A 22,948-nucleotide genomic window follows, 5' to 3' on the forward strand; every position below is an offset into this window, starting at 1 on the left:
ATCAGCACCCGCAGCGGGCTGCAGGATTCGCTGTCTCGATTTTGCGAATGTTTTCCTCTTGATCCGGAACGTACGACAACACCGCTTGCAGCAGGGAGTAGTATTCGCTTTGCGGCCGGAGCGAATAATACACCCATTGCCCTCTCCGCTCCTCTTGGATCAGCCCGGCATCTTTTAACTTGCGCAAATGCTGGCTGATCGCCGGCTGGCTTGACGAAAACACCTCCAGCAGCTCGCACACACAGCACTCCCGCTGATTCAAAATCGCCAAAATCGTCAGCCGCGTCGGATCGCCGAGCAGCTTCAACACCCGAGCGGCTGCTCCTATCTCCATTGCGAGTTGCGGCATATCACCCCTCCATTCATCATCATATCATGATTTGCTTATATAAAAACGAACATCCATCATGAAACGGCCACGCCGACCAATGAAATGGTTTCTGTCAATCAGTATATAATTAAATAATTATATAAGTCAACCATGATGTATCGACAAAAGCAAGAAAAGCGAGCGTGCCGCATGTTTCCACCGCACGCCCGCCAATGTCACTCCATCCGCTTTTTCGCCGCTGACAAAAGGTCGATCGCCTTCGTCCCGACCCCGACAAACGTCTCGAGAATCGCCTGCGCCCCGGCGATGGAAAAGACAAAAATCAACGGCATGGCGATCTTCGGGATGAATAAATACCCAAGCGCGAGAAACATCGCGCTCCATACGCCCGCGCACCAGTAACAGTTCAACAAATAGCCGAATTTCGATTTCGGCACTTTCTTGATTTCCGTACTCCCGTCTTCGTGTTGGATTGTCTCTTTTTTCATAAACGGATTGCGAATAAACTCCGTGATCTTATCAAAGACGATCAAGTGGGTGAACCGATAGCTGGCCAAAATGATCATGATGTACGTCATCCAGTCGAGTTCACGAAGCATGGTGGGTTCCTTTCTTTTTCCATCTTTTTCTTTAGTATGAACCAAGATGCGTTTCTTTATGACCTCCGATGGTTAATGGAGCCGGTCGAGGGAAAGAGCGGAAATCACTACTCACATGTCACACCCTAACAAGGTAGAAACAAAGGATTTTTGTAGATTGGTTGGTTTTGTTATCCCCTCTTGTATATGCTATAATAGATGTACATTATAGCCAGCGTATGTCTCGTACATGTTTTTTCAAAACAGGCATATGCTATTGCTAAGGTGGTGATAGCGTATGCGCAGAAAGGAGCATCGCCAGTTGCGAAGATCAGCCATCTCAAGGCGAAAAGATGTGCGAGCACCGTCATTAAGATCGATTTATGCTAAACCTGCTGTGCGAAATCGATACGCAAACATCAATGCGTCTTTAAGTTCAAGCATTTGTTTTGATCGGTTGCCTTCTGCTCCTTTATTGGATGTTAGCCCTGATGGTGTTGTGACTGTGAATCCCGATAATCCTGTGCATCAACGGTGGCTAGATGAAGAATGATGCAGCCGGGTGGTATTTACGATATATATTTTCGTTTTCAGGAAGGGCAGGGCGGTACATATCGTCCTGTTCTTATTTTGGGTTTTAGAGGCAATCGAGCCATTGCTATTGGATTAAAAGTCACAAGATCAAAACCAACATCTCGATACCCTTATCGAATACCAATTGTTTATTGGAAATATGTTGGATTAAAGGCACAATCATATGTTCAGTATGACTGGTATAACGAAATTCCATCTACCGTTCGGTTTCGGAAATTTTACGGGATTATGCACCCTTATGATTTTAATCGCGTCCTTAATGCGTTTCGTCGTTATCATGGCATTTAATAGATACATAGTGATCAAAGAGCTTGCTTTGCCAGAGTTTTGTTTTGATTAACCCAGGTGCTAGTTGAGCGTCAGAGCTCAACTAGCACCACGGATAAAATCCCATATTATTGCCCTTGAACCAACTCGAGCGGAACCGGAATAAATTTTTCCACTTTCTCCCCTTTGTGAACGCGAATGGCGGCTTCCACAGCTTTTTCGCCAATTAATGCCGGTTTTTGCGCGACCGTGGCTGCCATTTTGCCTTCTTTCACGGCTTTGACTGCGTCATCTGTCGCATCGAATCCGACCACAAGGACGTTGTTCATTCCATGTGCTTGCAACGCCTCTAAAGCTCCTAAGGCCATTTCATCATTATGCGCAAAAACCGCTTGAATGTCTTTATGGCTTTGCAAAATGTTTTCCATGACCGCCAGTCCTTTCGCCCGGTCAAAATCTGCCGCCTGTTTGGCGACGACCTTCATATTGGCTGCTTTGTCAATGACTTGGTGAAATCCTTCTCCACGTTCACGAGCGGCCGAGGAACCAGGAATCCCTTCCAATTCCACAATGTTTCCACCGTTTTTCAAGTGATCGACAAGAAATTGGGCCGCCATTTTCCCACCAGCCACATTGTCAGAAGCGATATGGGTGACCACTTTTCCGCCGTCCGCGCTGCGGTCGACCGTAATGACCGGGATGTTGGCGCTGTTGGCGGATTCAATCGCAGAAGCCACGGCGCTCGAGTCCGTCGGATTGACCAAAAGCACATCGACCTTCTGCTGGATCAAGTCTTCAATATCGTTAATTTGTTTCGCCGAATCATTTTGGGCATCAACCACAATCAGCTCTGCCCCTTCATCCTTGGCGGCTTTTTCAGCCCCTTCTTTTAATGTGACAAAGAACGGGTTGTTCAAGGTGGAAATGGACAAACCGATTTTCACTTCCCCATCCGGTTTCGTTTTCCCTTTGTCGCTCGATGCGTTGTTCTGGTCGAGCGAACATCCACCCAACACGCCGCCTGCAAGCAACAATGTGGCTAACAAACCAACTGCTTTTCGCATTTTCATACTCCCCCTTATTTTTTGATAACATCTATCATACTTCTTTGCGGCGGTCTAACAGCACCGCAAGAAGAATGACCGCTCCTTTGATGACTTGCTGGTAAAACGACGACACATTGAGCAAGTTCAATCCATTGTTCAATACACCGATAATCAAGGCGCCGACTAACGTGCCGAAAATCCAGCCTCTTCCTCCTGACAAACTGGTGCCGCCTAAAACAACGGCCGCAATGGCATCCAACTCGTACGCCGTTCCCGCTGTCGGCTGCGCGGAATTCAAACGGGAAGTTAAAATGAGCCCCGCCAAAGCAGATAACGCCCCTGTTAGGGCATACACATATATTTTGAGTCGATCAACGCGAAGTCCCGATAGACGGCTCGCTTCTTCGTTCCCCCCAACCGCGTACGTATGGCGGCCAAATGTAGTCTTTTTCAATACCACATACAAAGCGATATAGACCATGAGCATCAATATAATAGGTACGGGAATGCCGAAGAAATAACCGCGGCCTATCATCTGAAACATGATGTCATCAGACGCAAACCCTGTAATCGGGCGACCGTCCGTGTAAACGAGAGTCAAGCCGCGAAACGCCGTCATGGTCGCCAGCGTAGCGATAAAAGGAGCGACTTTTCCTTTGGTGATGATCACCCCATTCAACACTCCCATTACCATACCCGCTAATAGGCCCACCAGTATAGCGACAAAACCATTCATTCCTTGCGCCATCATTCCTGCTGTGATCGCGCTTGAGAGCGCTAACACAGAACCGACTGATAAATCGATGCCTCCTGTTAAAATGACAAACGTCATCCCAAAGGCAATCAAGGCGTTGATGGATACTTGCCGCAGGAGATTGAGCCAGTTGTCCATCGTCAAAAAGTCATCGCTCAATATGGAAAGCACGATGCATAGCAGAAACAATCCGATGAGAGGCCCTAATTTTTTCACATCCCATTTTCGCTTTGCTTCCATCATCGATTCCCCCCTGTCGCCGCCCGCATGATGGTTTCTTGATCCAACCCGTCGTTTTCCAAAATCGCTTGCACTTTCCCTTCATGGACGACCATGACGCGGTCGCTCATGCCCAATACTTCCGGCAGTTCAGAAGAGATCATAATGATCGCGGCGCCTTGGGCGGCCAATTCATTGATCACTTCATAAATCTCTTGCTTTGCCCCGACATCCACGCCGCGAGTCGGTTCATCCAAAATGAGGATGCGCGGGTTCATCGCCAGCCATTTGCCGAATACGACTTTTTGTTGATTCCCGCCGCTCAATGCTTTCACAGGTAAATCTGGGGAAGAGGCTTTAATATCCAACAGATGAATGTATGTCAACACCACGTCCCGTTCTTTCGATGACTGGATGAATCCCGCTGTTGCCAATTGTTCCAACTTCGGCAAGGTCAAATTCTCATGGACGCTCATCTCGAGAATGAGCCCTTTTTGCTTTCGGTCTTCGGTAATCATGGCGATGCCATGTTCGACGGCCTGGCGCGGAGAACGGATGCGCACAGGGCGCCCGTCGATATAGATGTCTCCTTCATCGAATGGTCTGGCTCCGAAAATCGCTTCCATGATCTCGGTTCGCCCCGATCCCATCAGTCCCGCCACACCAAGCACTTCACCGGCTCGCACGGAAAACGATACATTCTCAAACAATCCTTTTTTCGTGAGCCGCTCTACGCGCAGCCGTTCTTCTCCAATGGTGACGCGCCGTTTTGGAAAGCGTTCCCCAATTTGCCGCCCGACCATCATTTGAACAATTTCATCGAAGTTCGTTTCCTTTACTCGTTTCGTTCCGATGAACTGGCCATCGCGGAGAACCGAAATCCGGTCGCAAATGGTAAAAATCTCTTCCATCCGATGTGAAATGTAAACAACCGCGACGCCTTGCTGTTTCAAGGTGCGAATGACAGAAAATAAAGCCTGAATTTCCCGTTCCGTCAGCGCCGCTGTCGGTTCATCCATAATAAGGCACTTCGCATTCGTCGAAATGGCCCTGGCAATTTCGATCATTTGCTGTTTTCCGACAGACAACCGACCGGCGAGTTCTCGTGGGTCAAGGTCCATCCCTAATCTCCGCAAATAGGAAGCGGCCTGTTGCTCCATTTCTTTATAACGAATGACACCCGTTCTCCCGATTTTCGGCTCGCGGCCAAGAAAAATGTTTTCGGCCACCGTCAATGTTGGAATGACATTCAACTCTTGATGAATCACGACAATCCCGTCGCGTTCCGCCTCTTTCGGATGACGGTAATGCACTTCGCGCCCGTTGACAACAATCGTTCCCCCATCTCGCTCATAAATGCCGGTCAACACCTTGATGAGCGTCGATTTCCCCGCTCCGTTCTCTCCCATCAACGCATGCACTTCTCCAGGAAGCACTTCAAAATCAACGCCATTCAGAACGATATTGGCGCCAAACGATTTTTGAATCGACCGCATGTCAATCAAGGGCCTCATCGTTTCTGCCCTCCTTTTCCTTCAGAAATCTTTCGATGAAAAACTTACACCGGAACGCAGAATGATATTGGCATAGGGGGTTGCCTCTCCTGTGCGAATCACCGCTTTCGCCTGCTTCGTCATCGCTTTGAATTGTTCGTGAGGAACAAACTGCACAGGCACACCACCCATTCTTGCCCTGATGCTTTCGTATAAATCCGGATTCTGGTCTTTGATCTCCTCGGCTAGTACGATTGCTTCAATTTCCAATTCATCAACAACCGCATCCAACACGGATAAAAAGGGCGGAAACCCTTTGACGAGAGACAAGTCGATGCGCGCCTGTTCGTTCGGAATCGGCAACCCGCAATCGGCAATCACGATCGTATCGGTGTGCCCGAGCGAGGCAAGCAGCGTGTTCAATTCTTTATTCAAAATCCCGCTTTTTTTCATCACTGACTCTCCTTCTGTCTGGACAAAAATGATTCAACCTCTTGCCGTCTCGGCATCCCAGCTTGCGCCCCAAGTTTCGTCACCGACAAGGCCGCCGCTGCATTGGCAAACCGACACGCTTCATCAAGCGGCTTCCCTTCTGCCAACGCCACGGCAAGCGCACCGTTAAACGTATCGCCCGCGCCCGTCGTATCCACGACGGGAACTTGGAAACTTGGAATGAGCCGTTCTTGTCCATCTTGCCAAATGCGCACCCCTTTTGCCCCTTCGGTGACAATCAGCTTATCGGCAAACGCTTCTTCGTCCATCTTGTCGAACAAAATCGTCCGTTCATGTTCATTGGGCGTCAAGAAACTCGCCTGCTCAAGCACCGACGGCGGCAGTGGCTGGGCCGGAGCGGGGTTGACGATGACGCGCACGCCATGGCGATGAGCGATCGAAACCGCCCGTTCCACAACGGGAAGCGGGATTTCCAGCTGCAGTAAGCACACATCGCTTTCGGCGATCACGGATTCATATGGATCCAGATCCTCCGGCGTAAGCGCATGATTCGCCCCAGGAACGACGATGATCCGATTGTCCCGCTCAGAAATCGTAATGGAAGCAATGCCTGTACTCCCATGTGTAACCGGTTTCACATAATCGACGGAAACGCCTTCATTTTGTAACGAATGGATGAGCGCTTGCCCAAACGCATCATCCCCGACCGCGCCAATCATCCGCACATTGGCGCCGAGGCGGGCGGCGGCCACCGCCTGGTTCGCCCCTTTGCCACCGGGAGTGGTGAGAAACTGTTCGCCTAAAATCGTCTCTCCTTGGTTTGGAAACCGTGCCGCCACAGTGACTAAGTCCATGTTGATGCTGCCGATCACCGTAATGGTTGGTTTGTTCAAGTCAATCCCCTCCTTGACGTCGACTGCCGCACCACAAGTTGAACCGGAAGTTGATAATGGAGCTTCTCAAGCGGCTTCCCCTCAATTTGTTTAATTAAAATTCTTGCCGCCATGGCCCCCATTTCGTAAATAGGCTGAGACACGGTCGATAGTTCGGGTGTTGTCATTTCCGTCAGCGGGATGCCGTCGTAGCCAATAATGGCAATATCATCCGGAACCCGCAGCCCGTATTGCTGAACCGCTTTCAAAGCACCGACCGCCATCGCATCGTTGCCGGCAAAAATGCCGTCGATCTCCTGCTCAGCCAACGCGGCCATCACCGCTTCTTTCGCCTGCTTCAACTGGTAATTCCCTTGAATGACGAGCTGCCGATCTCCCAGCCCTAACGCCCTCATTTCATCTTGATAGCCGCGGAAACGCTCCATGGCGTTCACCACGTGGTTGGGCCCTTGAATATGGGCAATCCGCCGGCAGCCCACTTCATACAAATGTCGCGTCGCTAAACGAGCTCCCTCGTAATTATCCGCGACCACCGACGGATAACGTTCATGCAGCGGACGGTCGAGCACGACAATCGGAACATCCCATTCCTCAACTTCTTCCGGCGCTAACTGATTAGTGGTCAAAATGACGCCGTCCACATATTTTTGCTTTAACACTTCGATGTATTCTCGTTCTTTTTCTACTTTCTCATCCGAATTGCATAGAATGACCGTATAGTCATAAATATTCATCACATCTTCCACCGCGCGAACGAGCTCGGGAAAGAACGGGTTCGTAATATCCGGGACAATCAATCCGACGGTTTTGGATGTTTTTTTGAACAAAGCTCTCGCCACTTCATTCGGTTTATAATTGAGCTCTTTCATCGCCTGTCTAACCCGTCTTTCCGTTTCCTCATTAACATATCCATTTTGATTTAACACCCGCGAAACGGTGGCGACGGAGACACCTGCACGCTTTGCCACATCACGAATCGTTGCCATGTTCGATTCCTTCTTTTCTGTCTATGTGTAACCGGTTACACATAGTATATCCGATTTTTTGTGCGCCATCAAGCTTTTTTTAAATACTAGTGATTTAAGGGGAAATGTTGCTCCCCAGCAACGTTTCTCAAACTGAAAAACTTTGCAACAAAAACATCATTTTATCCCCTTCAACTTTTCGAATCCGTTGTACTTCGTCGGTCTTTCACGGCGGTCCTCAAACAATGTGCGGCCTTTTTTGCAAGCTGACGTAAACATGATCGCACAGCATTTTCAAAAAAAATCCCTTGCCTGCCGCAAGGGACTTCTCACTTTTCCCTCCACCGTTCGCTCGCTTCATCCGCCCGTTTCGCGGCCACCATCATGCTCATGATGACGAGCATCACGAACGAGCCGACAAACATTCCCGCGATAAACGCGACCATGGCCCTCTCTCCCTTTTCTCGCATACTCGTTATTGGCCATTCTTTCCGTTTACATCTAAATCTATACGATGGGAGAGCTTTGTTCTATTATACGCCGCGTTTGACCGCACGATGCTTTGTCCTTAACCAATGGCGGCAAACAAAGACGATCAAAAGCGCAATCAGCGCCCCGCACGAATCAATCGCCACGTCTTTTGGCGTCGCCGTCCGCCCTGGTTCAAACGATTGGTGCCACTCATCGGTCGCCGCGTAGGCGGTCGCAAACAGCCAAGCGCCTGCATACGCAAACCGCTTGGGCGACAGCGCCCGCCATACAAGCGCGGCCAAAATGCCAAACTCCGTCAAATGCGCCGCTTTGCGAATCAAAAAGTTCAAAAATGACGGCCCCTCTTCATCCCCGCCGCCAAACGACAAGTACGATAAAATCATCTGCAGCACATGCGCCGTATTCGCCCCAGTGAACCAGGAAGACTCGCTGAACGTGTAAATGACGACACACCAGAGAATGACGGGGAGCCAGCGGGAAAGGAAATCTCTCATCGTTTCACCTGCCAACACCTTTTTACCAACAAAACAAGGTACCTAAACAACAAACGAAAGTAGACACCTTGTTCGCTAAACCCTTTACCATCATAACAGGGATGGTGATATTTTTCCATTTTCTTTTTTGAAAGCTGCTTCACCATTGTTTTAAAATCGTTCGCTCACAGGCTGGAAAGAAGACTTCTTTTCCGTTCCCCCCTTTTCTTTCACCCATTCCCCTTTTAAGGGAGATTCTCTCCCTGTTTATGTTTTCATGAACAAGGGTATAGTAGTAAAAGAAAAATCTGTACATTTTTTCTGGCCAGCATTATAATTTTTAGAAAGGAGAATCAATGAGGTGATCAATATGCCCTCCGCTTTGGAAACGAAAATGAGGGTGACACTGTCTTGCACGGAACAGGCCAACAAACCGGATAAGGATCTTTCATTTGCCGAATTACGGAAAAAAATAGCCAAACCTTCTCCCTTTGGCAAAAAATTAGTGGACATCTACAAACAAGGACGGTAGCCGATTATGTCGTTTGTGATGACATATGAAGATGCCATAGATGAACATTTTGGACAAGCGTCTATATACATCGATGCTTGTTTTATTTTGGCCTATATGGACTCCGATGATCCAAGGGGAGATAAGGTATGTGAAATCCTTCAAAAATGGCATAACGAAGGTGTAACGAAATTAGGGATAAGTACACATGTATTTGGGGAAGTGGTACATAACTTATTCATTCAAGAAATTCTATTACCATTAGAAATCTACCATAAAAATCAATCCAATTTACGTTCAAAGTCTCGCCAAAATCATCACCTTGGAGAATTAGAAGAAAGCGTATCCTTCCTATATAACGTTTGGAAAAAACATATTCCAAAATTCTACAAGAAGAACGTTTCTATTAATATTTCAGAATTAATCAAATTAGTGAAGATGAATTATCACAAAGAAACAAGTTGCAAATCTTCTACAACAGTTCCATTGATCGATATAATGAATTTTTATCTGCCATAAGGCAACATTTCCGCATCGAATTCCTAACAACAGATGCCAACATTCAAGATTTAGCCTTGGCTCAAATGCGGCTCCTTCAGCTCGAAGCCTATGATGCCTTGCACTACGCCATTGCAACATACCATCATTATGACTACTTCGCTACGCTTGACGGCGATTTTGTCCACGCTCTTTACAACCAAGACCTCGACCTAGCACCGATCACAAAAATTGTCAAAATCGCCTAGCCTTGTCGTCTTGATCGAATCGAAGCCCAAAACAAACATTAAGGAAGGCAAAGAGTCCCCATGCTCTCTTTATTTCCTTTATCCACTCATGTGAGCTACACCAAGTTCAACCATGTGAATTAGCGACAGAGAAAGAGCATGCAATATATCGATCCGCCTTTATGATGTACAAAAAAGCGGAAGCATCCTACTCTGCTTCCGCCAACAGTTTCAACGTCGCCGCGACAAACATTTGCACGCCAATCTCAAGCGCGTCTTCGTCAATCGTAAAGCGCGGGTGGTGGTGCGGGTAAACGATGCCTTTTTCTACATTGCCCGCGCCGACGTAGAAAAAGCTGCCGGGCGCTTTTTGCAAAAAGGCGGAGAAATCTTCGCCGCCCATGTTCGGTTTCAAGCGGGCCACTGCCTCTTCGCCGAACAGCTCGCACGCCGTTTCCTCCATGACGCGGGTCACTTCATCGTAGTTGATGACCGGGCGGTAGCCGTAGTCAAATCGAAACTCATACGAGGCGCCGTGCGCTTCGGTGATCCCTTTGACAATGCGCTCCATCCATTGCGGCACCGTGCGCCGCAGCGTCTCATCGAACGTGCGCACTGTCCCTTGGATTTCGACCTCCCCAGGCAGGACATTATGCGCCGTACCCGCCACAAATTGCGTCACGGACAGAACAAGCGGCTCGAGCGGGTCGACATAGCGCGAGACAATGTGCTGCAAGTTCGTCACGACTTGCGCTCCGATGGCGATCGCATCGATCGTTTGGTGCGGCATCGCCCCGTGGCCGCCTTTGCCGATGATGCGGATGAAAAAGCGGTCGGGTGCGGCCATCATCGGCCCATACACAATGCCGATTTTTCCGCGCTCGAGCGGCGACCAAAGGTGAGTGCCGATGACGACGTCCACCCCGTCCATGACACCAGCTTGCACCATCTCCTCCGCCCCGCCGGGGAACAATTCTTCCGCGTGTTGGAACAAAAAGCGGATTTCACCGCGAATGTCATCGCGCAGCTGGGAGAAAATTTTCGCCGTCCCGAGAAGCATCGCCGTATGGCCGTCATGTCCGCACGCATGCATCACGCCTGGGTTTTTTGAGGCAAACTCAAACGTGTTTTCCTCTTGAATCGGCAATGCGTCCATATCAGCGCGAATGGCGACGACCCGGCCTGGCTGTTGGCCAATGAGCCGCGCCATGACGCTCGTTTTCGTCGGCCGCGAAAGTTCAAGATGACCGAATGATTGCAGCGTCTCATAGACAAACTGCGCTGTTTTCTCTTCTTGGAACGACAATTCCGGATGGGCATGCAAATGACGGCGCCAGGCGATGACGTCCGTTTTCACTTCATCGACGAGTCGTTTGATTTCTTCACTTGTCATCCATGGTCTCCCCCTGTTCGTTTGTCTTTTTCGTTATTCCCCTTGGGCCAGTTGCCACACTGTATGATAAAGCACCTCTGCTCCAGCGGCGCAGTCTTCTTTAGTACTCCATTCCGCCGGACTATGACTCACTCCGTCTTGGGAGCGGACAAAAATCATCCCGATTGGGCAAATCGGAGCCAACTGTACGCTGTCATGGGCTGCGCCGCTCGGCAGCCAAAACGACGGGTAGCCAAGCTTTTGGCACGCCGCCTCCGCCGCGCGCTTCACCTCATCGGAACATAGCACCGGCGGCATTTCTTGCAGCCGCTCGGTCGTGACGCGGACGTTCCGCTCCTTGGCGATCGTCTCTGCCCGCACGGCTATGGCTTTCCATACTTGATCGCGCACCTCAGCCTTCAAGTCGCGCAAATCGAGCACAAATTCGACCCGTTCCGGAATGACATTAATACCGCCCGGATATACATGCAACTGTCCTACAGTACCGACCGTTGTCCCTGTTCGTCTTGCTTCCTCTTCGATCACTATGATGATCTGGGCGGCCGCCGCCATCGGGTCGCGCCGCAATGACATCGGCGTGGCGCCGGCATGTTCCGCCTTTCCTTCGATGGTAAATTTCACCCAAATCAGACCGGCGATGCCAGTGACGATGCCAACTGGAAGTCCTGTCTCCTCAAGCACCCGTCCTTGTTCGATATGCAATTCGACATAGGCTTTCACCGTTCCTGGTTTTCGCGCTGCCTGCGGCAAGCGGTCCGGGTCAAGCCCCGCCTGTTTCATCGCTTCAGCGAGGGAAATCCCTTCCGCGTCGCGGCACTCGAGCGCTTCCGGCGGCAGTGTTCCGGCCATGGCGCGGCTGCCGATCATGCCGAAACGAAAGCGCGCTCCCTCTTCGTCAGTGAACGCCACTACTTCAATTGGGTGGTGCGTCACAACACCGTGCTCGTTCATCGTCTGAACGACTTCCACGCCGGCCAACACCCCGAGCGGTCCATCAAAGCAGCCGCCGTTGTAAACCGAATCGAGATGAGATCCAACAAGGACGACCGTGGCATCCGGATTCGTCCCTTCTTTCCGTCCGATCAAGTTGCCAGCCGCGTCTTCATATACGAAAAGCCCGGCTTCGCGCATGTAGGAAGCGACGAGATCTTTGGCCCGCCGCTCTTCAGCAGTGAACGAGAGGCGCGTGACGCCGCCGCTTGGTTGCTTGCCGACCTCCCCTAGTTCCATGAGCCGTTGCCAAAGACGTTCCCCTTGAATCAAGCTATCCTCCCCTCACGCCAATTACGGATAATTTTCGGATATGTCCTTAATTATAATGGAAACAGATGAAATTTTCAAATAATACAAATAATACAAACGCCTTCAAGACAACAAAAAACTTCTGCCTGTCGCTAAAGGCAGAAGCTGATCGAGCAATTATAAGAAAATGCGGTATACTTTGCGCGGACGCCCGCGCGGATACGGGTTTGTTTCCCCGGCCACTTCGGCAAGGCCCACGGTCTCCAATTGGTTTAAAATCCGGCGGGCGCTGCGCGGCACAATCCCCATGTAAGAGGCCAACTCATGCGCTTCGATCTCGTTGGTTCCTCGTTTTTGCAATATTGCTTTCAATTTGCAGAGCGTCGCGGCGCTTAATCCCGTCCGCTCCGCCAGCTGCCGCAGTTCTCCGCCGCCGAGCGAATAGCGGAGGTGCACACTTTTTCCTAACGGACCCGAGATCGTTCCGTCATCAAACACCACCATCCACGCACCCCGTCCGCTTTGTTTCGCATGCAAAAACGCCTTCCCAGCCTGAATTTCGGCCTCATACGCCGTTCGGCCGATGCCGATTCCGCACGCGATGACCTCGCTGTACAAGAGCTCCGTCTCCTCCGCCGAGGGGACCGTTTTATAGCCATCGGTGATCTCTTTTAATGCGCCCCTTGTCGTAAAAATGACATAGCGGCCCGGCCCGGCGCTTTTCAGCGACCCTTGGACTTTTTTTGCATACCGTAGCAATTTTTCCGTTGTCTTCATCTCCAGACGATATATGTCATCGGTCGAAAATGTCTCTGGGGAGGCCGCCTGCATCGCATCGACTTCAATCATTTGCACGGCGATTTGCGCATCTTGCACCTGCAGCATCTGTCCGGTGCGAATGATGGTTTGGATGACCGCTTCCACCGCCGAGCGGGCAGGCAATACCCGATACACCGGCATTCCGAGTTTCTCCAGTTCGAGATGGGCTGTCCGCAAACAGGTGACCGCTGCTTCCGTTTTCCCTTGTTTCCAAAGGGTGTAATGATAGTCGGACAGTTCCTGGGCCGAAATGCCTCCCTCGTAATGCTTGACGTATGGAATCGGCTCCTCGATGCCCGCCTCTTCGAGCAGCCGTTCGATTTCGCGGCGCTCGTACGTGTCAAAACTAAGCCGGCTGACCGGAATCTGCTCCGTATAGTGCGCCTGCAGCAGTGTGCGGTACAAGCTGGCACCAATATGTGGCACATAAAACAGCGGCGCATCGACCTCACTGGACTGCTTGACGATCGAATACGGCACTTGTCCGGAAAACAGCCACATATCAACTTCTGACGCGAGCGGGCGGATCAAATCGATCACTTCACTTTCATCCCAATACACAACGGGAACGCAAACAAGCTCTTTGTACTCTTGCGCCACCGCCTGAATAATTGACAGCGAATCGTCCGCACCAAACAGACCTAAGCGAATGCGGATGATACATCCCTCCTTTTGCCGCCTGCCCATAGCGGTGGGAAAAGACGGCTTCTTCAGCCGCTCTCTTCCCCGCCTGTCTCCGCTTTCAAAGTGGCGGGCCACGACCCCACGTTTTCCCATAAAACCACTGGAAACATAACCTTCTCTTTCTTTGAAACGGCGATTGATGCCCCGCGCCCGCCGGCATGTCTACTATCCCACTTCCATCGAACGGACAGACCGCCTTATTCCCTTTTTTACAAAAAAGCCGTCGTGGCGATGCGAACGGGACAATTAAGCGGCATCCCTATTCACTTTGTTTGTGGAAAAAGGCAGCTGAGGCGCACTGGAGAACGTCAACAGCCCGATCCACTTTCAGCTGCCTATGCCCCACCGGCCGACCGATCGACTCGTAGATGAGGCCGGCGGCGTCGGCTTGTTTCGGGTCGTAGCAGTTGCGCCCGTCAAGCACAATTGGCCGATTCATCAGCGTCTTGTAACGGTGAAGGTCAAATTGCAGCACAGCCGGCCATTCGGTGAAAATGAAACAAACATCCGCGCCGCGAATGGCTTCCTCCATTGTCTCGCAACAAACAACCGCATCGCCAAAACGGCGCGAGACATGACCGAGGGCGGCCGGGTCCCAGACGCGCACGTCGGCTCCTTCGGCAATGAGCCGTTCGATGTTCGCCAATGCCGGCGATTCGCGCACATCGTCAGTGCCGGGCTTGAATGCGGCGCCAAGCACAGCAACAGTCCGGTTGCGAAAATCTCCGATGTGCGGACGCGCTTTGTCAAGAAGCTTCCATTTTTGTTTCTCATTGACGTCCATCGCCGCCCACACGGTTTTGAGCGAATAGCCATGGGAGGCAGCCAACGCATAAAGCGCCTTCGTATCTTTCGGCAGGCAAGAGCCGCCGTAGCCGACGCCGGCGCGCAAAAAGCGGCGGCCAATGCGCGGATCCATGCCGATTCCTTCCGCCACCGCCTGAATGTCGGCCCCTACCAACTCGCATACGTTGGCGATCTCGTTGATGTACGAAATTTTCAGCGCCAAAAACACATTGGCAGCGTACTTGATCATCTCTGCGCTTTTGCGGTCGGTGACAACGTACGGGAGCGCAAACGGGGCGTAGAGGTCCTTCATTATCCGCTCAGCTCTCTCCGATTCGACGCCTAACACAATGCGCGGCGCCTGCAACGTATCGCGCACCGCCGTTCCTTGTGACAAAAACTCCGGATTGGAAACGACATCGATACGCACCCCCCCGCGTCCGTGTTCCGCCAAAAAGCGAGCCGCTTCGTCTCCCGTACCGACTGGCACGGTCGATTTGATGGCCACAAGGCAGTCGCGTTCGGCCGACGCGGCGATGCGGCGCAGCGTTTCCCATACGTCATCGAGCTTGACCGATCCGTCCGGCAGCGGCGGGGTGCCGACCGCGACCATGATCACTTCCGCCCATCGATACGCTTCCGCATCGTCTGTGGTAAAGCGAAGGCGGGCGCTGTTCCGTTGGATGAGCGGTTCGAGCCCCGGTTCATAAATGGGGACGATTCCTTCATTCAACCGCCGAATTTTTTCCTCATTGACATCCACGCATATGACATCATGACCTTTATCAGCCAGGCAGGCGGCGGTCACAAGCCCAACATACCCCGCCCCGGCGATCGTGATTTTCATCGTTCCTCACACCTTTTTGATCCATTGCGGCTATTGTCGCTTGTTCTCATTATATCGAATCGCCTGGGGATTTTCATTGTTTTCGCCTAGCCGCTGAGTTCACCGGTTGTGCTCTGCGGCCAAAAGAAAACCGGGAGGAGCCACCCCCCCGGTTGCACGGCGTGTTTCCGTTTGCTTGATGACGGCCGATTGATCACAAAAACGAACAGACCGCCGATCAACGATTTCTCCACGATCATTTCTTATTCAAAATAATGCCGAACCGCATCCGCGATCGCGGCCGTCACTGCTTCCTGATAGTCGTCTGTCGCCACCGTCGCCGCATCTGTGCGGTTGCTTACATAGCCGAGCTCAAGCAATACAGACGGTCTGTCGTTTTCCCGCAGCACGTAATAGTCGCCAAACGCAACGCCGCGGAAAGGCAGTGCGGCCAATCGGGAAAGCGGGTCTTCGAATGATTGCGCTAAGCCGTAATCGGCAAAACGGTCGTAATAATAAACGGTGATGCCGCTCGCCTGTTGGTCATCTGCGCTGTCATAATGCAGGCTGATAAACGCATCCGCTTGATACAGGCGCGCCATCGCCACGCGCGCGGACAGCGGCACATACTCATCGCTAGAGCGCGTCAGCACGACGCGGGCGCCGTAAGATTGCAACTTGTTTTTCAGAAGCTTGGCGGTTTCCAACGTCAACTCCTTTTCCTTGATGCCATCGACACTTTGGGCCCCGCCGTCTTTGCCTCCGTGGCCAGCGTCAAGAACGATCGTTTTTCCGGCCAGCGCCTGAACAGGACCGCGCGTCCAGCTGTCTACATAAAGGCGGGAGTCGCTAGGCGCGATGGCTGAAAGCAGCGAGCGGTCAGCCGACTGGGGCGCTTCCGCTTCCTTTTCATTAGCTTGTCCACCCTTTACCTGCACATATGCGGATGACACCCACCCATCAAGCCCTGTTTGGGAGGCAATTTTGTACCATCCCGGTTTCTTTTCCACAATCTCGACCTCTTCACCACGGACAAGGCGTCCGACGCGCGCTGCCTTCAATAACGGCTCAGCCCGAACGTTGAGCGAACTGGCGTTGACGATTCCGGTTTGATGCGAAATCGATGACTCCCGAGCCGCAGTGAGGTATGCTGAAGACACCCAGCCGATCGCACCGTCTGCGATCACTTCCGTCCATTCCCCATCTTCCTTGATGACCCATACCGTTTCTCCCCGCGCCAAATGCCCGATAATTCGCCCATCTCGGCTCGGCTCTTGTCGAAGGCGGAGTCGGTTTTCTTGCACGACGGCCGTCTCTTTTGCCAACGCGACGTACCGCGCGGCGATCCACCCGGTTCGATTCGGTTTCCACTCGATGTTCACCCATCCATCCTTGACCTCGATCAGCCGATACGCCTCGCCGTGGTGAACGTTCGCCAATGGACGGTATGGCACCCCCGGCCCTTGGCGGACGTTCACCTGATCCGCCGTCACCACCGCCAACTGAGCGGTTTTCCCACTCTCCCCTTTCGCCCCCACCGGCCAAGCAGCCGCAGCCAGCCATAGCAAACAAAACAACAGGGCGAGCCATATTCCTCGCCTCATGCGCATTCCCTCCCCCGTTGTCTCCAATTTGTCTACTATATCGTTCGCGCACAACGGGGAATTTCCTGTCTGTCACTTGGGAAAACCGCTCGACAAAACTAGCGGGGCGGCATCCATCAACCGACAATAGCTCTCCTTTTTCTGCATGATGCCTCTTCACACGACAGCAGCCACAACGCGCAACCCAGTCGAACCATCCAGCTACGGCCGACATACCACCATCGCTTCTCTAACCGATGTCCGAATGGATAAGCCGTCCCCATGAAGAAACACGCAGAAGCGCCAAAAGCGCTCCGTGCTCCAACGGGAGACGGTGTCCTTTGTCGCGCTGGAACCATTCAATGACGCGCATTCCATTGGGAAAACGGTGAATGAACAAGCACCAAAGTGTTTCAAAAAATCCAAAATATTACAAATACTTCATACCCTCTATTTTTTGGTAAAACGTCCGTCTCGCCACTGCTTGTTCGTTGTAAGACAGCGATTCATCCAAAAATCGCTGCACCATTTGCGACAGCTCATATTTTTGGCCAAAAAAGCGGCGCTGGCGCACCCGTTTGATTTCATGATTCTGCTGTTTGTTCATGCAGCACTTCTTATACTTTTTCCTACTTCCACACGGGCATGGGTCATTCCAGCCGATCGACATGCGTCATCCTCCTCTCCCATCTTTCTTTATTTCAATATTTCCATCAATAATGTTTAAATTCTACTATGGACAGGATAAACTACTATTATACAAAACGTTTATCCGAAAGGAGACGAGGGCTATGAACCCCGACAATCTTGCTAAACTGATCGACGAATTGTCTGCCATGTTCCATCCGACAGAGCGGGACCGTCCACACGGCAGATGGGTTGAGGCGCCAAAGAGCGCACCCCCCTCCAAACGGCGGCGGTCCAAAACAGCCTACCAGCTGAAAATCACATTAAACGGCATCCGCCCGCCGATTTGGCGGCGCGTCCTTGTTCCCGGACATGCGACATTTCACGAGCTTCATCTCATCATCCAAGAAGCGATGGGATGGGAACAAGCCCATTTATACGAATTCGATTTCGGAAGCGTTCTCATCGGCATCCCTGACGGCTGGGATTCGTTTCAGCTGGAAAAAGAACTGATGGACGCCCGCCGCATCCCATTACAGCAATGGCTGACGGAAGAAAAACAAAAGTTTCTATATATTTACGATTTTGGCGACTACTGGCGCCATACCGTCACTGTTGAAAAGATTGAAACACTCCCAAAACCGTTGGAACGCGCCGCTTGCCTGAAAGGAAAACGGGCGTGCCCTCCCGAGGATTGCGGCGGCGTCTATGGCTACCTGGAGCTGCTGGAAGCGGCGGCGCAAAAAGACTCTCTTGCCGATCCCGAATTGCGCGAGCTGGTAGACTGGATGTACGACATGAAAGGCGAAGATTTTGACCCTGATGCCTTTGACGTCGAGGAAGCGAACGAGCGGCTGGCCTATATCCGATTGTAACGCATGCGAAAGAAGGTATCCGTCATCTCTCAAGGGCACCTTCTTTCGCACCCATCTGTCCTTTGTTGCCTGCTTTGTCCATCGCCTTACAAAAATCCCCGTTCGGCAAACGTCTCCCAGACGAGCTCCTCGAGCTCCTTGCGCAACTCAGCTGCATCGACTCCTTCAAGCAACCCGTCCTTTTTCCATGTTCGGATCGCTTTGTCGATCAAGCGATGGACTTGATCAACGTCCCAGCCCTCGCAATCAAACAACTCCTCAACTTGGTCAAGCCATTCCTCAATCGCACGGTCCAGCTCATCGCCATCCTCCATCCCACCGTCGTCGAACCAGATCTCATCACCGTCATCCCCATCGTCAAAGAGCCACTCATCATCATTCTCGCCCTCATCATCTCCATCATCGAGCAACTCTGTGCGAAATAAAAACAATTCCATCACAGCGGCTTCCACTTCCTCTACAGGAACGCCGTAGTGTTCCGCAACCTTTTCCATATTGACAAATTCTCTTCCAGCCATTTCACTCGCCAAATAACGGAGTGCAGCCGCATACACAGCAGGATTCTTGATGACCGGTTCATCCATTTCGCAATATGCGCGCCAAAGGAACGCAGCCTCGCTGAGCACTAGGGAGGAGGTTGTTTCTTCCTTTTTCTTTAATTCGCGAAAAACATCATCTTGATCTCGATCCCCCCAGTCCTTTTCGCTCAGCAGCTGCCACAACAGCTCATGGACCGCTATTTCAAGCAATTCCGGAAACGACTCGCGCAAAAACACTTCACACGTTTTCATATCCGGATTCCATTCCGCTTGAAGCGCCCGCGCAAGCCGATCCTTCCCGCTCTTTGGAATCGGCAGCACCTTCATGAAGTACGCCCACTCGTCCCCATGCGGAACGAGGCATCCTACTAACACGTCCCCCTCCCTAGCAGACGGAAGCTCCTCCGGCGTCAAAAAACGGACGTACTTTTCTTTTCTGGTCAACAGATCGCGTACAAGGAAACGCCGCTCATCCTCGATATGAATGATCTCGTCAAACGACGGAACCGCCTCGTCCCATCGCTTCAAATGAGTTTGCACTGCTGGACGCCACCGCGTGCGGCGCCGGCTTCTCATATAGGCTGAAAAAATTGTCATCCCTTTGTCATCAACGTGTCTGTGAAAAATCGCCCAGTTCGTCAGCAATAAATTGGCGCTGGTCTCCAGCTCGTTAGGAAGCCCTTGAAATGGAGAACCAGACATCATGAAAGCAAGCTCTTCCTCATATCGCTCTAACGCAAACGAAAACACATCTTGCATACATTTGGCCACTTCACGGTCAATTAGAGATTCTATCGATACTGCTTCTTTCTTCCCACAACAATGCTTGTACGTTTTCCCACTGCCGCATGGACAAAGATTGTTTCGCGATGCCTTCACCATATAGCTACCTACTTTCTTTGTATCATAGTCATTGAACGTTCTCCCCCTCTACGCTAACGCTCGGGCCAGCTAAACACTTTGGGGAGACATTCACGATCAACGTGTGATGGAACTGCTTTCAGCAACACATATCGCAAGCACTTTGGGACTTCCGCCGCTCATGTCGAGAACATCGATTCGCATTCCATTTTTTATGCCTAACCAAAATCCTGGTTCTTCACCAAAAGGTGCCCTTGGCTTTTTCAAAACATGCCATATTTCCTTCTCCAAGGAGAAAATCAGCCAATCCATGATTTTCATGCCGGTTGACACTCCGCACTCCTAAAGGTGTAGGATTCTTGGATCATTCGCGTCCTCATCCGTTTCTGGGTAAAACGAGAAAAACCCTGCTTCTCAAGCACACGTTATGGTGATGGACCAAAATCCTAAGAATATGAATGACTCTTACCATTGGTCTTGCCTGCATAATGGAGAATCATAGAGGCCGAGCCGAGAGAAACAAGCGCCCCGTCATTCATCGGGACGCCTACGGCCGGCGAAGCAAACGGGACAACGAGACAAGCAGGCGCTCTTGAAACGCAGCCCGTTCTTTCTCCACCTTGTCTGGCCACTCTTGCAACGCCTGAAGCCACGGCTCTACGTACGGAGAGAAAGACGGCGGATACACGCGGGCAAGATCGTCCAGCTTGCCGTTGCGATCGGTCGCGGCGACGATATACATGCCCGGCAACAGATGCGGCTCTGCCCGCTTCGGAATGTCCCATGTCACCGTTCGGTTATGGGCAAGCCAATCCAGCACCGCCTTCCCCTGTTCCACACGCTTGACGCGGAAAAACGAGAAACCGACGGAAAGGGGAATAGGCAAACCAAACAAACGAGCAAGCTGCCAAGCCATCAGTTCCTCATCCGCCTTTCCGTTCTCGCCCCTCCATTCATCCAGCAAAGCAAAGCAATGTTCCAATTCGCTTCTGACCTCTTCCAGCACGGCACAAACAACAGTTCGATGATTCGTTCCATAACGGCGGTCCAGCCAATCGGCCCACTCAAGCAACATATCGAGCGCTCGGCTCACCACTTCCCATGAAAACGAACTCCATCTTGACGGGATTTGCTCGACGATGCATTGTTTCCATTCTTCTTCTCCTACGTCCTCCCACGATGAAAACGTCCGCCCGGTCATATATTCACACACGAGCAAAACCACGGCCCAACACGCCTCTTTGGCCTCTTTTTCTCCGCTCACGATGACTTCGTTATAAAACGCCAATGCGTCATCGGTAAAATACATCCCTTCCCATTCCGCGCGGATCAACAATGTCTCGGTTCTTTCCGGCCCCATCCATTTCATTTTCCATAAGTCCGAAAGACGATGTGATGAGCTAAACGGAGATGGGGGCAATCCATAACGGGAGCGAATGGGATTCACTCCGATGAGCACCGGCAAATTGGCTCGTTCTTGCATGTTAAACAAATGGAATTCATACTCTTTCAGCCACTCATCCACTTCCTGCACACGCCCCTCGCGCGCCATTTCGTGAGGGGTTTTTCCATTCCATTTCTCAAGCGGGGTGTGAAGGGCTTTTTCCATTTGAACATCCAATCCGGCCATCGTTGCCACCCAAGGGGGAGAGTCTGGGTCTGAATCAATATGAAGCGAAACGTTTTCGATCCCTTTTCGGCGCAAAACGGCTTCTGTCCCCCGTTTTCGTTCTTTTGGGGAATACCCAAACGCCTGCAGCAGCGACACGAGCTGTTCGGCCGTCCCTTCCTCCTCGGTAGACAACACGAGACGCGACCGATGAGCGGATAATGACCCGCCTAATTCAAACACATGAATCGGCTTGGGGGAAATCACTCCGACATAATGGTACACATTGGTGCACCATGAACCTTCCACTTTCTCCCCATCGTCATGATCAATGTGAGCGCGTCCGATCGAAGCAAGCTTCCTCATCGCCTCAGCGGCTTCCTGGCATTCGTATTCATACGTCCATCGCGTGCGCTCCTCTTGCACATCGTCCGCCCTCGGAGGATAGCCTGCATCAACGATATCGAGAAAATGTTCAACGGCTACCTTTTCATACGGCCAATCGGTTTGCGTCAACAAGACGCGAATGTTCTCTTCCGCCCGTTCCACGCCCTTCGGATCCACAATCGATGATACACCGCAAACGTAATAGCCGCCGTCAAAGGGCTCCAAAAAGGCAAACATGCCGCCCCAAGGGCGCACAACCTCCAATGTCTCGCAATACGGCATGAGAAGTTTCTCGCCCGTCAACCGGTCGACCGCCACTCCTCCTTCATCATGCAAATCGACAAATTGCACAAGGCGCGGCACAAGTCGAACCCAGCGGTCCAACATTTCCTTGAGCTCCGGAGACAGACGACGCCCTTTTTCCTGTTGAAACCATTCAACGCCGCGCAATCCATTCGGATAACGATGGAGGAAAAAACGCCAAAGCGTCTCAAACACCTTCAACTCTTCACGATGATCCTTTTGTTCGATCATTCGGCGAAATGTACGGTTGACCGCTTCGCGTTCATCATAAGACAGCGATTCATCCAAAAACCGCTGCACCATTTGCGACAGCTCATATTTTTGGTCAAAAAAGCGGCGCTGCCGCACCCGCTTGATTTCACGCTCCTGCTGTTTGTTCATGCAGCACTTCTTATACTTTTTCCCGCTTCCGCACGGGCACGGGTCATTTCGGCCGATTGCCATGCAAAATCCTCCCTTCTAATCATTCCTTTCCAAAACGGCGACCAAGATAATGAACCTCCCCCACTTATCGAAGTGGGGGTTTCCTGTTTCCCCTTCGGAGGTGGATGCATGATAGGCTGGTTGGCAGCCTATCTGCAGGCAACACCTGGCACCCGTCCCGTTGGGAGCCACAGGCA

General features: G+C 51.6%; 22 protein-coding genes and 1 pseudogene. 3 read left to right on the forward strand and 20 right to left on the reverse strand.

From position 1 onward, the window contains the following. Position 1: 1 nt before the first annotated feature. The 10 genes from ETC02_RS06565 to ETC02_RS06605 all read right to left on the reverse strand — a co-directional run bounded on the left by ETC02_RS06565 (position 2) and on the right by ETC02_RS06605 (position 8,579). Positions 2–349, reverse strand: a complete 348-nt coding sequence (locus tag ETC02_RS06565) for an ArsR/SmtB family transcription factor (RefSeq protein ID WP_033011370.1) — start codon at positions 347–349, stop codon at positions 2–4. Between the two features lie 197 nt (positions 350–546). Then, positions 547–930, reverse strand: coding sequence for a DUF1360 domain-containing protein (locus tag ETC02_RS06570; protein WP_033011368.1), 384 nt, complete (start codon positions 928–930; stop codon positions 547–549). A 968-nt stretch (positions 931–1,898) separates the two neighbouring features. Continuing rightward, on the reverse strand, positions 1,899–2,834 hold the full coding sequence (gene rbsB / locus ETC02_RS06575; RefSeq protein WP_033011366.1) for a ribose ABC transporter substrate-binding protein RbsB: 936 nt from the start codon (positions 2,832–2,834) through the stop codon (positions 1,899–1,901). Positions 2,835–2,868: 34 nt separating this feature from the next. Further along, on the reverse strand, positions 2,869–3,813 hold the full coding sequence (gene rbsC / locus ETC02_RS06580) for a ribose ABC transporter permease (protein ID WP_033011364.1): 945 nt from the start codon (positions 3,811–3,813) through the stop codon (positions 2,869–2,871). Beyond that, complete coding sequence (locus tag ETC02_RS06585; protein WP_033011361.1) at positions 3,810–5,303, reverse strand: sugar ABC transporter ATP-binding protein; 1,494 nt, start codon at positions 5,301–5,303, stop codon at positions 3,810–3,812. Before ETC02_RS06585 ends, rbsC begins: the two co-directional genes overlap by 4 nt. 21 nt (positions 5,304–5,324) lie before the next feature. Continuing rightward, complete coding sequence (gene rbsD, locus ETC02_RS06590) at positions 5,325–5,735, reverse strand: D-ribose pyranase (RefSeq protein ID WP_011232699.1); 411 nt, start codon at positions 5,733–5,735, stop codon at positions 5,325–5,327. Next, entirely contained in the window at positions 5,735–6,628 is an 894-nt protein-coding gene (rbsK, locus tag ETC02_RS06595; protein WP_050367904.1) for a ribokinase, read from the reverse strand. Before rbsK ends, rbsD begins: the two co-directional genes overlap by 1 nt. After that, positions 6,625–7,614, reverse strand: a complete 990-nt coding sequence (locus ETC02_RS06600; RefSeq protein WP_050367905.1) for a LacI family DNA-binding transcriptional regulator — start codon at positions 7,612–7,614, stop codon at positions 6,625–6,627. The genes rbsK and ETC02_RS06600 overlap by 4 nt, the downstream gene beginning before the upstream one ends. A gap of 308 nt (positions 7,615–7,922) precedes the next feature. Continuing rightward, a complete protein-coding gene (locus tag ETC02_RS17670) occupies positions 7,923–8,039 on the reverse strand; it encodes a DUF3789 domain-containing protein (RefSeq protein ID WP_013146530.1) in 117 nt (38 codons plus the stop codon). An 87-nt stretch (positions 8,040–8,126) separates the two neighbouring features. Next, entirely contained in the window at positions 8,127–8,579 is a 453-nt protein-coding gene (locus tag ETC02_RS06605; RefSeq protein WP_050367906.1) for a VanZ family protein, read from the reverse strand. Between the two features lie 517 nt (positions 8,580–9,096). On the opposite strand from ETC02_RS06605, the gene ETC02_RS06610 reads away from it, so the two are divergent. Then, positions 9,097–9,588 (forward strand): hypothetical protein, encoded by a 492-nt coding sequence (locus tag ETC02_RS06610; RefSeq protein WP_171698133.1) that lies wholly within the window; start codon positions 9,097–9,099, stop codon positions 9,586–9,588. After that, a complete protein-coding gene (locus ETC02_RS06615; protein WP_050367907.1) occupies positions 9,531–9,815 on the forward strand; it encodes a PIN domain-containing protein in 285 nt (94 codons plus the stop codon). The genes ETC02_RS06610 and ETC02_RS06615 overlap by 58 nt, the downstream gene beginning before the upstream one ends. A gap of 187 nt (positions 9,816–10,002) precedes the next feature. On the opposite strand, the gene ETC02_RS06620 is transcribed toward ETC02_RS06615, so the two are convergent. From ETC02_RS06620 to ETC02_RS18360, 7 genes and pseudogenes are all read right to left on the reverse strand, one after another. After that, complete coding sequence (locus tag ETC02_RS06620) at positions 10,003–11,187, reverse strand: M20 family metallopeptidase (protein ID WP_171698139.1); 1,185 nt, start codon at positions 11,185–11,187, stop codon at positions 10,003–10,005. Between the two features lie 33 nt (positions 11,188–11,220). Beyond that, the gene (locus ETC02_RS06625; RefSeq protein ID WP_033026504.1) at positions 11,221–12,450 is read right to left on the reverse strand and encodes a hydantoinase/carbamoylase family amidase; all 1,230 of its coding nucleotides are present in this window, start codon (positions 12,448–12,450) and stop codon (positions 11,221–11,223) included. Between the two features lie 156 nt (positions 12,451–12,606). After that, a complete protein-coding gene (locus ETC02_RS06630; protein WP_014196895.1) occupies positions 12,607–13,935 on the reverse strand; it encodes a helix-turn-helix domain-containing protein in 1,329 nt (442 codons plus the stop codon). 256 nt (positions 13,936–14,191) lie between these two features. Beyond that, complete coding sequence (locus ETC02_RS06635) at positions 14,192–15,565, reverse strand: UDP-glucose dehydrogenase family protein (RefSeq protein WP_020279260.1); 1,374 nt, start codon at positions 15,563–15,565, stop codon at positions 14,192–14,194. Positions 15,566–15,807: 242 nt separating this feature from the next. Further along, on the reverse strand, positions 15,808–17,148 hold the full coding sequence (locus ETC02_RS06640; RefSeq protein WP_171698140.1) for an N-acetylmuramoyl-L-alanine amidase family protein: 1,341 nt from the start codon (positions 17,146–17,148) through the stop codon (positions 15,808–15,810). Between the two features lie 409 nt (positions 17,149–17,557). Next, on the reverse strand, positions 17,558–17,734 hold the full coding sequence (locus tag ETC02_RS06645; protein ID WP_014195142.1) for a hypothetical protein: 177 nt from the start codon (positions 17,732–17,734) through the stop codon (positions 17,558–17,560). 18 nt (positions 17,735–17,752) lie between these two features. Continuing rightward, positions 17,753–17,797, reverse strand: a pseudogene (locus ETC02_RS18360) (SEC-C metal-binding domain-containing protein); the annotation flags it as partial. Positions 17,798–17,918: 121 nt separating this feature from the next. On the opposite strand from ETC02_RS18360, the gene ETC02_RS06650 reads away from it, so the two are divergent. Further along, positions 17,919–18,629 carry a plasmid pRiA4b ORF-3 family protein gene (locus ETC02_RS06650; RefSeq protein WP_011232727.1) on the forward strand — a complete coding sequence of 237 codons (711 nt, stop codon included), beginning with the start codon at positions 17,919–17,921 and terminating at the stop codon, positions 18,627–18,629. Between the two features lie 86 nt (positions 18,630–18,715). Here the strand turns inward: ETC02_RS06650 and ETC02_RS06655 are convergent, their stop codons facing one another. The 3 genes from ETC02_RS06655 to ETC02_RS06665 form a co-directional block, all read right to left on the reverse strand. Then, positions 18,716–20,050 (reverse strand): SEC-C domain-containing protein, encoded by a 1,335-nt coding sequence (locus tag ETC02_RS06655; protein WP_015865238.1) that lies wholly within the window; start codon positions 20,048–20,050, stop codon positions 18,716–18,718. A gap of 96 nt (positions 20,051–20,146) precedes the next feature. Beyond that, positions 20,147–20,362, reverse strand: a complete 216-nt coding sequence (locus ETC02_RS06660; RefSeq protein ID WP_050367909.1) for a hypothetical protein — start codon at positions 20,360–20,362, stop codon at positions 20,147–20,149. A gap of 214 nt (positions 20,363–20,576) precedes the next feature. After that, the gene (locus tag ETC02_RS06665) at positions 20,577–22,772 is read right to left on the reverse strand and encodes a YecA family protein (RefSeq protein ID WP_050367910.1); all 2,196 of its coding nucleotides are present in this window, start codon (positions 22,770–22,772) and stop codon (positions 20,577–20,579) included. Positions 22,773–22,948 lie beyond the last annotated feature (176 nt).

This window comes from Geobacillus sp. DSP4a, from assembly GCF_013096875.1.
GTDB classification, from domain to species: domain Bacteria; phylum Bacillota; class Bacilli; order Bacillales; family Anoxybacillaceae; genus Geobacillus; species Geobacillus thermophilus.